Origin of the sequence: Paenibacillus turpanensis (assembly GCF_011421635.1) — a bacterium.
In the GTDB taxonomy this organism is placed as follows: Bacteria; Bacillota; Bacilli; order Paenibacillales; family YIM-B00363; genus Paenibacillus_AK; species Paenibacillus_AK turpanensis.
In genome coordinates this window covers 32409-44964 of the sequence record NZ_WTLI01000013.1, presented here as the reverse complement: position 1 = coordinate 44964, position 12556 = coordinate 32409, and the positions used below count along the sequence as shown (strand labels likewise).

Below are 12556 nucleotides of genomic sequence, written 5' to 3'. Positions count from 1 at the left end.
AACTATTGACCATCCTTTAACGCGAACGATATAATGAAAATAATTATCATTACCAATTCGGCTGTGTTAGGGGTATGCTCAATGAATGTGTTATTTCCGCTTATTATTTTTGTTTTGGTTGGCGTAAGCGCTCTTTGTATTTTTATAGCCATGGAAAACAACAAGCGAGCACGCCGATTTTTTGCTGAACGAAGATCTGCTGTTCATGGAACTGGGGAACTGGCCACAGGCTCAAGCTGCAAAGGAGCTCTCCAATAACGGTACACATTACATAGCTGCGCATCGACATGAAGGTCATGAAGAAAGTCGGTCTAGGACGAGGTTGGCGTCCAAGGCCGACTTTTTTGGCGTGTGATCGATCATTTACTCGCCATGCTTGATACTTGATAAAAGAGCTTGACGATGTTGGAAATATCTTGTAGCATGAACCTATGCTCAAAAGTGAACGAGTGTTTTCTTTTGGCGTAGGAGTTTGGAGGAGGAAGGGCAGCGTGCAGACGCAGAAACGAGCAGTGAAGCAGGCGATTGAAGCAGCTGCTTTGCAGGAGTTTTTGGAAAAAGGCTTTATGGCAGCTTCGATGAGAAGCATTGCGGCACAGGCGAAGGTGTCGACGGGTAACATATATAAGTATTATGTAAACAAGGAAGCTTTGTTTGAGGAGCTTGTCCTTCCGATGGACAAGGAGATGAAGCAGCTGTTTGCCGCTCCGGCCGAAGGGTTGACGCTGCCTGCTGCGCTTCAAATTCTAGGTGAACAGCTTCCTAAGCTGCTATCGACGTATCGGGAAGCGTTTCTCATTTTGTATGACCGAAGTGAAGGCTCGCCTTATGCACCGGTGAAATCAAGCTGGATGAAGGTTGTCGCAAACTTATTTACTTATTTTTTTGGGGTGTACAATACGAAGCATCCGGAAAAGCCCTTTGATCCGCGCATCGCAACGGCGGCTTCCGCCAGCTTTATGGAAGGGATTGTTCAGCTTGTGAGGGAATACAGAGAAGCGGAAACCATTCATTCTCTTACCTTAGAATACATCCGACACTATTTTTACTGGAGTTTACCGTCCTAACAGGAAGGAATGACATCGATGAATCGTTTGCTGACACGTGAACAAAAGGCGCTTGTACTGCTGGCTCCCATGCTTGTAGCGGTACAAATCATATGCTTTCAATTGTTTGTTCGTCTTTTGGGGGATTCGTGGGGATACCTGCTCGGGTATGTGGTTTATTGGGTCTGCTGGTGTGTCCCGATTATTGCTGTTTACCGAAATGTTCTACATAAGGGAAATGACCGGCGAGTATTTCGCGCGGATACAATAATGGGTGGCTGGAAGCGCAGCGACGGAGCGAGCTTTAGCAGAGCCCGATGGATTGCGCTGCTAGCGGTATTTTTACCGGCGATGGGAACCGGACTCACCGTATTTCCGCCTGCTGCGTATGCGGGCGGCTGGACGGTCGTTGCGCTGGCCGTGTTTTTTGCGCTTATCAACGCACCGCTGGAGGAGCTGCTGTGGCGCAAGGTGTTTCCTGCGGTTTTCCCAGGGAGGGTGCTGCTCGGTTATGTGCTGCCGACCGTATGCTTCGGGGCGTGGCATCTTGCTCCCGCACTCGCCAAGGATTCCGGGATGGACGGCGGAATTGCCGCTTTTGCTGGTGGAGCATTGGGAATGGGCATGCTGTGGGGATGGTATGCTTTTCGTTATCAAACGGTTGTTCCGACGATCATCGCCCATTTTTTAACAAATACATTTGCGTTCACGGCATTTTTATATGTAAACTGGTTTTCATAGAGCTTATTTGATAGGCGGTGGCCGTGATGAAATATGAAGAAATCGTATCGTATTGTATGAAAAAGGCGGGGGCGTGGGAGGATTATCCGTTTGGCCCGGAGCCGCTTGTGTTGAAGGTGTCGACTAAAATGTTTGCGCTGCTTGGTGGCACCGTGGATACACCGCATTTATCGCTGAAATGCAAGCCGGAGACCGCCGATCTGCTCAGGCAGCAGTTTGCATCGGTGAAGCCGGGGTATCATTTGAACAAAGCGCACTGGAATACCGTCGTGGTCGACGGGACTGTGCCTCGTGAGGATCTGGTTTGGATGATCGATCATTCATACGACCTTGTGGTGAAAAGCTTGCCGAAGGCGAAGCGTCCGGTTTGACGCCTTGTTTGTAACGAAATAGAAGGATAACGTTTCAATATTTCAAGAAAACCAACCTCTACACGCGGTCCTTATCATCAAAAAGGCCTCGATAGAGGTTTTCTTGTTTTTGCAGTCGTTTTGACATGCATGCGGCGAGCTAGGATAATGAACAGATGGATTGAAATGCTGCAATAAGCTTGGCATGAGGATGAAAACCGGATTATGGAAAAAAACAGCAGCGGAAAAGGTGAAGCTTCCGCTGTGGATGAGGAGTGTTGTCGTTGAAATCGCTCGTATTAGCCGAAAAACCAAGTGTGGCCAAAGAAATTGCCCGTGTGCTCGGCTGCGGACAAAAGCATAAAAGCTATATGGAAGGGCCGAACTATGTCGTCACTTGGGCGCTCGGTCATTTGGTGACGTTGGCGGAGCCGGAGGATTACGATACCAAATACCGGACATGGAATTTAGAGGAGCTGCCGATTCTGCCGGCGCGCATGAACCTGAAGGTGCTGAAGGAAACGTCGCATCAATTCCGCGCGGTCTCGCAGTTATGTAAACGCGACGATCTTTCCGAGCTTATTATCGCAACCGATGCCGGGCGCGAAGGGGAGCTGGTGGCGCGGTGGATCATGGAGCTGGTGAAATGGCGGAAGCCGTTTAAGCGGCTGTGGATTTCGTCGCAGACGGACAAGGCGATTCGCGAAGGGTTTGCGTCGCTGAAGCCGGGCAAAGCCTACGACAATTTGTATGCTTCGGCGGTATGCCGGGCGGAGGCGGATTGGCTGATCGGGCTGAACGTCACCCGCGCCCTGACGACGAAGTATAACGCGCAGCTGGCGGCCGGCCGGGTGCAGACGCCGACGCTTGCGATGCTGATGGAGCGCGAGCAGGAAATCGCGCAGTTTCAGCCGAAGCCGTACTGGAGCGTCAGCGCGGATTTTGCCGGCTTTCAAGCGCAGTGGCGCGAGAAGGATGGCCACGACGGGCGCGTCTGGGAGCGTGCGGCAGCGGAAGCGGTGGCCGCGCGCGTGAAGGGTCGCGGCGCCAAGGTAGAGAAGCTGCGCACGACGGAAAAGTCGGAGCCGCATCCGCAGGCGTACGACTTGACGGAGCTGCAGCGCGACGCGAACAAGCGGCTCGGCTTCTCGGCGAAGCAGACGTCGAATGTGCTGCAGCGGCTGTACGAGCAGCATAAGCTCGTGACGTACCCGCGCACGGATTCGCGGTATTTATCGTCGGACATGGTGCCGACGCTGAAAAGCAGGCTCGAAAGCATCGCGGTCGGCCCGTATGCGTCGATCGCACGTAAGCTGTTGAAAAGCCAGCTGCCGGTAACAAAGCGTATTGTCGATGACAGTAAGGTGACCGATCATCACGCGATCATTCCGACCGAGCAATTCGTCAATTTGTCGGCGTTATCTGCGGATGAGAGGAAGCTGTACGACTTGATCGTACGCCGCTTCATTGCGTTGTTTTATCCTCCGTATCGGTACGATGAAACGAGCGTGGTCATTACTGTTGGCGGCGACTCCTTCTACGCGAAGGGAAAAATTCGCAAGGATGAAGGCTGGAAAGCCGTCTACGAAGGAGCATTCGGAGGGGGCGGCGGTTCATCCTCCGATCTGGAGGATGACGAGGATGAAACCGGCCGTGACGCGGGTGATCGCGAGCCGGAGCAGCTGCTTCCGGCGCTGACGCAGGGTCAGACGCTGGAGCTGCGCGGCACTCGCGTTCGCGAGGGGAAAACCAAGCCGCCGGCCCGGTATACGGAAGCTTCGCTGCTCGCGAAGATGGAGAAGTACGGGCTTGGCACACCGGCAACCCGCGCCGACATCATTGAGAAGCTGCTTTCAACCGATACGATCGAGCGGGCGCAGAATCGGCTTCTTCCGACTGGCAAAGGCAAGCAGCTGATCGAGCTGGTGGTCGATGAGCTGCGGCGTCCCGAGCTGACGGCGGAGTGGGAGCAGCAGCTGGAAAGCATAGCGAAGGGGAAAGGTGATCCGACGCGCTTCATGGCCGGAATCCGTGAGAAGGCTGTGCACTGGGTTGCTGAAGTGAAGCGGGAGACGAAGGAGTACAAGCCGCACAATATCTCCCATTCGCGTTGTCCGGAATGCGGCAAGCCGATGCTGGATGTGAAGGGCAAACGCGGGAAATCGCTGGTTTGCTCGGACCGCGAATGCGGTTATCGCCGTTCGGCGGAGCCCCCGATGTCCAACCGGCGCTGTCCGCAATGTCATAAGCGAATGGAAATCCATGACGGCAAGGCAGGGAAGTACTTCCAATGCCGTCCGTGCCAATTCGTCGAAAAGCTGGAGGACAGCGGAGCCGGTGGCCGAATGGGACGCAAGCAGCAGCGTAAGCTGGTGGAGCAGTTCAGTGACGATACCTCGCTGTCAAATAGCCTCGGTGATGCGCTCAAGGCTGCGCTGAAGCAACAGGATAAAGAATAAGCAGCTTCGATGCTGGGACAGCTGCCCAAGCAGTGCAAAGGTTTGTACTTTTGCTGCTAGGGCGGCTGTTTTTTCTAGGATTGCGTTTTATAAAGTCTCAAGCTATAATTTGAGTAAATACTCAAGTTTTGCTGAAAGCGAGGATTCTATCGTTTTGTCCAGAAAAGAAGACAAAAATCTTAAGAAAGACCGGATCCTTCAAACAGCGCTGAAGCTGTTTTCCCGGCAGGGCTTTGGGTCGACGACAACGAAGGAAATCGCGGCCGAATGCGGCGTGGCGGAAGGGCTCATTTTTTACTATTTCGGAGATAAACGCAAGCTGCTGCTCGAAATCGTAAGAAAATTCACCTTCCTGCTGCATGTAGAGGATTCGCAGGCCCAGCTGAGTCACCTGTCTCTTGAGGACGCTCTCGTCCAATACGGGTTGAAGTATCTTACCTTTTTAAAAGAGAATTCGGATTACATCCTGCTCATTTGGTCGCCGGAAATGTTCCAGGATGAGATGGTATCTCAGGAGGTGCTGCAGCTGTTGCAGAAAATGGGGGCAGCCGGTGAGGCCTTGCTGAACCGCGGATCGTCAGAGGAACAAGCTAAAGATACCGATACCTACGTGATTGCGTTAACAACCTTTACTTCATCGCTGTTGGTCCATTATATGGTTACATCGCGTTTCGGAGCCCAATTGCAGACGATCGATGACGAAACCTATGTGCGTAAGCTTGTGGATTTGCTGGTGAACGGATTAACGCATTCGCAGGAACGCCGCTTGTCTTAAGGCTGGAATACCCGACCCAGTCTCTTTTTTTACCGCAATTTTGAGTAAATACTCAAATCCATTTTAGCTGGAGGTGCTTTTTCTATGTATTCTATTCAACAAACTTATGGTCCATGGGCCATCGTTACCGGGGCTTCTTCGGGAGTGGGAACACGGGCAGAGAAAGGCAGATCACCATGGATTTCATAAATAATGTGTTAGGGTTACCTCCGATAAGCCTGTATCCTTTGATTTGGCTGCTGCCGGTCGCTTTTGTTATTCATGATGGGGAAGAGATTCTATGTACGAAAAAGTGGTTGAGAAGCAAAGGAGCAGACCTTCGAATCCCTGCTGCACAGCGCAAGCTGCTATCTGAGGAGCACGTGACGTTTCAGCTCACCGTTGCCGTAACACTCATGGCATTGGCCATCCTGATTTTAACCTACAATGCAGCAGAACACTTTGCTGTAAGCGGCGAACTGCTGCCCTTGTACGCTGGTATTGTTGCAGTGATGCTGCTCGACGGGGTAAAGCATGTCGGATTATCGGTCCTTGTACGCAGCTATACTCCCGGGGTTATCACGGCGCTCCTCGTAGAAATTCCCTATGCAGCATTCGCGCTATCTCGCTTTTTTACAGAAGGACACCTTGAGGGTTATCGACTGCTGAGCGGGATGGCGTTAGGGCTGCCGCTTACGCTTCTTATGGTTTGGGGCGGGCTGGAGCTTGGGAAGCTTGTTAGGCAAAAGTATATTCATACGTAAATAATTTTACCAATATATTGCATTAACCCTTGGTTAATTTTATGATGGAGCAGGAGATGGATGAAAAAAGGTAATAGAAGTAGAATTGTACCTCAAGGAAAGAGGATCGTCACCCCATGAATTCTGCAAAACAAGATTTTGGAACGTTTGTATTTATTACACTTATTCTCGTTGTGATCGTGGCTGGGGCGAGCCAAGGGCTTCTGCTGCCGCTGCTGTCCATTTGGCTGGAGCAGCGGGGCGTATCGCCACAAATGAATGCGTTGAATTCTGCGGCACTGTATCTCGGCGTATTTGGAACGATGTTTTTTATTGAACGGCCGGTTAGGCGGTACGGTTTTCAGCCGGTGATCCTTGTTGGCATCGTCCTTGTTATCGCTGCAACGCTCTCATTTTCATTCACGCATACCCTGTGGATTTGGTTTCTGCTGAGACTCCTGGTCGGGATCGGCGATAGTGCTCTTCATTATGCTACTCAGCTTTGGATCGTGTCGAATTCCCCGCCGGAGCGCAGAGGCCGAAACATTTCCCTATACGGCATGGCGTACGGGGTCGGGTTTTCCATTGGACCTTTAGCAATTGGTTTGCAGCACTATGGTGCGGCTGTTCCGCTAGTCAGTATGAATGTGCTTTTTCTAATCGTGCTCTTTATGGTGCTTCGTTTGCGCAATGAAAGCCCGCCCGGAGCAAATGACGCAAAGAGCAGCCTGGTGCGGGAAAATCGTTTTCTCCAAGTGTACCGGCTGGCCTGGTTCCCTCTTATTCCGGCTTTTCTGTACGGGTATATGGAAGCTTCCATGAACGGGAATTTTCCTGTTTATGGACTGCGATTGGGGCTAACTTCCGGTGAAATTTCTTATCTTCTGCCGCTGATTGGGGCGGGTAGTCTCATTCTGCAGCTTCCGTTAGGGATTTGGAGCGATAAAGTGGGCAGAAAGCCGATTTTAATGCTGTCCGGCGTTGTTGGTGCGGCCGCTTTCCTGGCAGTACCGCTGGCTGGAATAAATACATGGATGATTGGTGCACTGTTTTTACTAGCGGGAGGAGCAATTGGATCGTTCTACTCTCTGGGCCTCGCTTACGCCGCAGACCTTTTACCGAAAACGATACTGCCTACAGCGAATGTGATTGCTTCGGTTCATTTTTCCGTTGCCAGCTTGATCGGACCGAATGCGGGGGGATGGCTGCTGCAGCATGTGTCTCTTGCGAGTTTTTTTACCATTATGGGGAGTGTGTATATTGTGTTTGCAGCGGCGGGCTTTCGTTACCGGCCGGCCCCACTGAGCAAGGAACTGCGAGGGTAGGGGATAAAAGCAAATACTTCAGTGATAGAACCTCCAAAACCGTTTCATTTACGGATGAAGAGGTTCTTTATGCATTGTAATGTTCTAAGGAGACGATGATCGGCGGCATTCCAAGTGGGGCAGTTTAGAAATAATTGAACTTTATAAGGAATGGCCCGTTACTGTTTCTTATAATTAGGGGGCAGAGGGCAAGTAACAGCTAATGGAAATACTCAAGTACTGAAAAGCGAGGACGAAAATTTATGACCCAGGAAGAGGTATTAACAGGCGGTAATGTTAATTACATAGTTCGTAGTGGAAACACGGTACTCCGTCCCACGGGGCATTGGAGTCCATGTGTTCATGAGCTTCTTTTACATCTAGAAAAAGAAGGATTTTTGGGTGCGCCAGAGTAGGGGAGAAAATGGATATTGTATTTGCCTTTCTCGGGTTTTTATTTATACTTTTCTTATTGAGCGCTATTCGAGCATTTATGTATAGGGAAGAAAAGAACGGTTCTACATTAACTATTCTAAGTTCAATGACCTTTGCAGCGTTGTGCTTTTTTTATTATTCACAATGAACCATTTTGATTGCAACGATTACAACAATGGAAGGTGTGGGAAATTTACCTAACAAAGGAGGAAATATCATGGGACTGGAAAGGGATGTACTTTTGAAACGCCTTTTAACAATTGTGCTTTCTATATCCATGATAGCGCTTGGTTTTATTGCGCTTCGATTTGGTGGTGCCTTATCGCAAGAGGGAAACCCGCTGCCGATACTTATCTCGATTTCCAAATTGGAATTTACCGGCAGTGATTATGAGCAGTTCTCGGAATCTGATCAAGAAATTAGATATGTTTCAGAAAATAATGGCGGCTCTCGGTACGATATAGTCAAGGGATTTATGAAGGATCGGGGTTGGAATTTTAAGGAGCAAATGGGTTCGGGACTTCTCTTTGAAAAAGATAAGCAGACGACGATTGTAGAAACCCGACAGTTTTCAAAATATTATTTTCTCTGGGACTTTCCAATCGAAGAAGTAAGCTAACGGAATGTTGAATTCAATCACTACGGAACTAGAACGAATGTGAACTGCACCCCGTCAAGTAGACAGTAGATTCTAAAGTCTCCCCAAAAGTACGGTTCATCGTATTTTATAAAATCGGTTTTTCGGGGGAATACGAGTTGTAAGATAAAACAATACCGCAAGAAAACCTTGCCGAAAGTAGGCAAGGTTTTCTTGCGAATTAATACAATGATTTCATCTTGGCTTCCGTATTCGTATCAGGCGCGGGGGTATAAATGCTGCATCGGAGGTCGGTTTCGCCGTGCACCTGAAGCGAAGTGAGATGGAATAACATCTTGCCGGCTTTTGCATGACGAAATTCGAGCAGCATTTCCGGCGCGAAGCTGACGTCACTTCGTTCCCAAATCGTTTGAAACTCGGGATACGTGTTCTTCATTTCGTTTAGAAACACTTCATACCAATCATCGTCAACGTACTGTCCGTAATAAGCGCGAAACATGGCTAGAAATCCGCTCGCGAATTGCTCCCAATTCACGGCGAGCCGTTTAAATTCCCTGCGGGCGAACACAAGCCGGATCATGTTCCGTTGTTCGGGCGGAATTTGCTCGAAATCGATGAACACTTGGGCAGCCGCTTCGTTCCATCCGACGATTTGGCAACGACGGTTCGAGATGATCGCCGGACAACTGCGAAGCTCCTGAATGATTTTGTGCAACGAAGGGCTGACCTGCAGCTCGTCTTCCTTCGGCAACCGGACGACAGGTCCCGACTCAAGCGCAAGAGAGAATACGTATTTCCGTTCGTCCTCCGTCAGCCGTAACGCGGTGGAGATACATTCGAGAACGAAGGCGGATACCTTGATATCCCGGCCTTGTTCAAGCCAAGTGTACCAGGTAGAACTGACGCCCGCGAGTTGCGCGACTTCCTCTCTTCGCAATCCCGGAGTACGCCGGCGCGTTCCTTCGGGCAATCCGACCGAGTCGGGAGCAATCCGTGACCGGGCTTGTTTTAAAAAATCGGATAGAGCTTGGAGTCTTATTTGGCGATTCATTCGCTCACCTCGTAACCTTAAACTGGTACTTATTATACTATGATAAAAAGCAACTTGTAATAGGATGTTGGGTGTGGCAGGATAATCCATATTAAGCAAGTATGGAGGGGATTTAATGGAACGCGTCGTCGTAACGGGAATGGGAGCGGTCACGCCACTTGGCAATACCGTAGATCGAATGTGGGAGCGTCTCGTACACGGGGATTCCGGCGTAACGAAAATCGATGCCTTCGAAACGGAAGGCCAGAAGGTGAAGATCGCGGCTTTGGTTCGCGATTTTGATGGGGCTGAGCTGCTTGGCACGAAAGAAGTGAGACGCATGGACCGATTCTGCCAATACGCCGCTGCCGCCGCGGATCAAGCCGTCCAAGACGCCGAACTTGAGCTGGACGCACTGGACCGTGAGCGCATTGGCGTCTATGTCGGCTCCGGCATAGGAGGTATTCAGACGCTCGTCGATCAGCAGTCGAATTTGCTTGCCCGTGGCCCCGGCAAAGTGAGCCCGACGCTAGTTCCTATGATGATCTCGAATATGGCTGCTGCGACGATCAGCATTCGTCTTGGCCTCTATGGTCCGACCTTATCGCCCGTCACTGCTTGCTCGATAGGGAATACGGCGATCGGGGAAGCGTTCCATCGCATCCAAGCCGGAAGAACGGACGTCATCCTCGCCGGCGGAGCGGAAGCGGCCTTGACTCCCATCTCTCTGGCCAGCTTCGCTAACGCAACGGCGCTGTCGACGCGGAACGATAACCCGGCGGCGGCAAGCCGGCCGTTCGACCGTGATCGCGACGGTTTCGTCATTGGAGAGGGAGCCGGCATTCTTGTCCTGGAGTCGTTGACGCATGCGAAGCGCCGCAAGGCGAGAGTATACGCCGAGATGATCGGTTATGGAGCAAGCTCGGACGCCTATCATGTGGTGGCGACTCATCCGGAAGGGACAGGGGCTTATCGCGCGATGAGAGAGGCTTTAAGGGAGGCTGGAGTTTCTCCGGAAGAAGTGGATATGATCAGCGCTCACGCAACGAGCACTGAACTGGGGGATCGTTCCGAAACGGCGGCGATTAAGCGGCTATTCGGAGAAGCCGCCTATCAAGTGCCGGTGACGGCGAATAAATCGATGCTCGGCCATCTGTTTGGCGCCGCCGGCGGCGTGGAAGCCATCGCGCTTGTGAAAAGCTTGCAGGAAGGTGTCATTCCACCAACGATCAACTTGTCGCACCCCGATCCGGAATGCGATTTGGATTACGTTCCGAACACGGCGCGTAAGGCGGACCTGCGGATTGGCATGTCGAATTCCTTTGGTTTCGGCGGGCACAACGCCGTTATCGTGATGAAGCGATACGGTGAATGACGCGACTTCTTTTGTGTCCGACGACAACAACATAACCCAATTGAAACCCGCCTTGAACGCGGGTTTTTCCTTTGATACGGACAAGTTCCTCTCATAGACGAACGACAAGAACTTGACCCAAGTCTTTTGTCGGCTATTGGTGAAAAATGCTCAAGAAAATTGAACGGCAGCCGGTGCATATCAATGCAATCCTTGGCTGCCGTGTTTTCATTATCTTTGGTTTATTCTCCAAAACGAATGGATTTACTTCGTCTCAATGATGACTGTCTGGGTATTGGCATCCCAGCTGACCTCAGCGCCTAACGCCTCACTCACAAAACGAACCGGCACCATGGTATGCGAATTCACGAGCTGGGCCGCAACGTTCAGAGGCTTCTCCACACCGTTAATCGTTGCATTCATGCTGCCCAGCTTCAAATAAATCGATGTGCTGCCCTTCGTCGCGGTAACGGATTGCTCCTGCGCATTCCAAGTAAGCACTGCTCCAAGCCGTTCAAAGATCGCTCTCATCGGAACAAGAACATTACCCGCCAGATTTACTGGAGGCTGCTCAAAGAATTGCAGCTCGCCATCAATCGTAACCTTGATTTTATCGAAGCTGATTTGCAGCGGCTTTATCTCGAGCTCTCCTCCAAAATGCTTTTTCCGGATGGCCATAATATCTTCAAGCGAACGCGTACGCTGTTTGATCAACTTCTGAATGGTGCTGTCACGGAGCTCCGTTAATTCCTGCACGGTTTCTTGGTGTGTTTTGTTCAACGAGGCTACAGCAGAGTCGCGAATGCTCTGAAGATCTTGTTCGCCCTCCGTCAAAATTTGATTGATTTTCGTCTCCGCTTCTTTCCTTGTCAGCGATCCGAGTCTGTATTCCGACATTGTACTTCCGGAATAGTTCGCGTTGGCTTCGTTGCGAAGCTCCCACATTTTAGCGCCGGAGTAGTTTGGATTCATTTCATTGGTAAACTCCCACATCGTACTGCCGGAATAATTCGGGTTCACTTCATTATTGTAATTCCACATCAAGCTAGAGGTGTAATTTTCATTGATTTGTGTGTCGTAATCCCAATGGGTGCTGGAGGAATAGTTCTCATTTGACGCCGTTGCATATTTCCATAAAGCCCCAGAGGAATAATTCGGATTGATTTCACGTTTATAGCTGCTCAGAGCATCCCGGTATGTACTTCCGGAATATTGTTCCGCTAGCTTTTTATAATCGTCATCCAACAGCTCGGTCAAGTAATCCAAATCATTTTCGAGCAATGTAGTAAGCGTACGGTGATTATCGTGTGTCATATCGTAGAACGCTTCATAATCTCCTGTGATTTTTTTGCGGTCCGCCTCATAGAGGTCATGGTATTTCGTTTCCAGCTGATCGTAGCGATCCGAGACTTGCTTAATGAAGGAAGTGTCGTAGCTGGCAGCGGAAATTTGCTCGGAAAAAGGGTATACTTGCGTGCCCAAAACGGCTGCCGTGAGGGCGAGGGTTAAACGTAACGATGATCGTGTTTTCTTCATTTGGATCCTCCTAGTCATCTCTTGTGCAGAGAAAAACAATTCGTTTTACATCACGGTTTACCTGCTTTTTGCGGATAGATTGGTAGGTTTTTCCTAGGTTTTTTCCATAAAATAGGACGAATATCATGGATTATAATGCGTAGTCCCGGTGAGCAGGCAGTCGTGATTGTTTATGATCTATTCTTAATGTATCGTTTAGTGTGATA

At 50.3% G+C, this 12556-nt stretch carries 11 protein-coding genes; 9 read left to right on the top strand and 2 right to left on the bottom strand.

Annotated elements, in window-relative coordinates; translation table 11 throughout:
• Nucleotides 1-491: 491 nt before the first annotated feature.
• From GQS10_RS13335 to GQS10_RS13300, 8 genes are all read left to right on the top strand, one after another.
• Nucleotides 492-1067 carry a TetR family transcriptional regulator gene (locus GQS10_RS13335; RefSeq protein ID WP_166242960.1) on the top strand — a complete coding sequence of 192 codons (576 nt, stop codon included), beginning with the start codon at nucleotides 492-494 and terminating at the stop codon, nucleotides 1065-1067.
• Between the two features lie 18 nt (nucleotides 1068-1085).
• Entirely contained in the window at nucleotides 1086-1787 is a 702-nt protein-coding gene (locus GQS10_RS13330) for a CPBP family intramembrane glutamic endopeptidase (RefSeq protein ID WP_166242958.1), read from the top strand.
• Between the two features lie 26 nt (nucleotides 1788-1813).
• Nucleotides 1814-2158 carry an MmcQ/YjbR family DNA-binding protein gene (locus GQS10_RS13325; protein ID WP_166242955.1) on the top strand — a complete coding sequence of 115 codons (345 nt, stop codon included), beginning with the start codon at nucleotides 1814-1816 and terminating at the stop codon, nucleotides 2156-2158.
• Nucleotides 2159-2421: 263 nt separating this feature from the next.
• A complete protein-coding gene (locus GQS10_RS13320) occupies nucleotides 2422-4596 on the top strand; it encodes a DNA topoisomerase III (protein WP_166242953.1) in 2175 nt (724 codons plus the stop codon).
• Nucleotides 4597-4750: 154 nt separating this feature from the next.
• The gene (locus GQS10_RS13315; protein WP_166242951.1) at nucleotides 4751-5371 is read left to right on the top strand and encodes a TetR/AcrR family transcriptional regulator; all 621 of its coding nucleotides are present in this window, start codon (nucleotides 4751-4753) and stop codon (nucleotides 5369-5371) included.
• Between the two features lie 113 nt (nucleotides 5372-5484).
• Nucleotides 5485-6114: an HXXEE domain-containing protein gene (locus GQS10_RS13310; RefSeq protein WP_166242949.1), complete on the top strand. Its 630-nt coding sequence runs from the start codon at nucleotides 5485-5487 to the stop codon at nucleotides 6112-6114.
• A gap of 116 nt (nucleotides 6115-6230) precedes the next feature.
• Complete coding sequence (locus tag GQS10_RS13305; RefSeq protein WP_166242947.1) at nucleotides 6231-7418, top strand: MFS transporter; 1188 nt, start codon at nucleotides 6231-6233, stop codon at nucleotides 7416-7418.
• Nucleotides 7419-7986: 568 nt separating this feature from the next.
• Nucleotides 7987-8451: a hypothetical protein gene (locus GQS10_RS13300; RefSeq protein WP_243735148.1), complete on the top strand. Its 465-nt coding sequence runs from the start codon at nucleotides 7987-7989 to the stop codon at nucleotides 8449-8451.
• Between the two features lie 199 nt (nucleotides 8452-8650).
• Here GQS10_RS13300 and GQS10_RS13295 read toward each other — a convergent pair whose 3' ends face one another.
• Complete coding sequence (locus GQS10_RS13295) at nucleotides 8651-9481, bottom strand: helix-turn-helix transcriptional regulator (RefSeq protein ID WP_166242945.1); 831 nt, start codon at nucleotides 9479-9481, stop codon at nucleotides 8651-8653.
• A 115-nt stretch (nucleotides 9482-9596) separates the two neighbouring features.
• On the opposite strand from GQS10_RS13295, the gene fabF reads away from it, so the two are divergent.
• Entirely contained in the window at nucleotides 9597-10835 is a 1239-nt protein-coding gene (fabF, locus tag GQS10_RS13290; RefSeq protein ID WP_166242943.1) for a beta-ketoacyl-ACP synthase II, read from the top strand.
• Between the two features lie 243 nt (nucleotides 10836-11078).
• On the opposite strand, the gene GQS10_RS13285 is transcribed toward fabF, so the two are convergent.
• A complete protein-coding gene (locus tag GQS10_RS13285) occupies nucleotides 11079-12350 on the bottom strand; it encodes a copper amine oxidase N-terminal domain-containing protein (RefSeq protein WP_166242941.1) in 1272 nt (423 codons plus the stop codon).
• Between the last annotated feature and the right edge of the window lie 206 nt (nucleotides 12351-12556).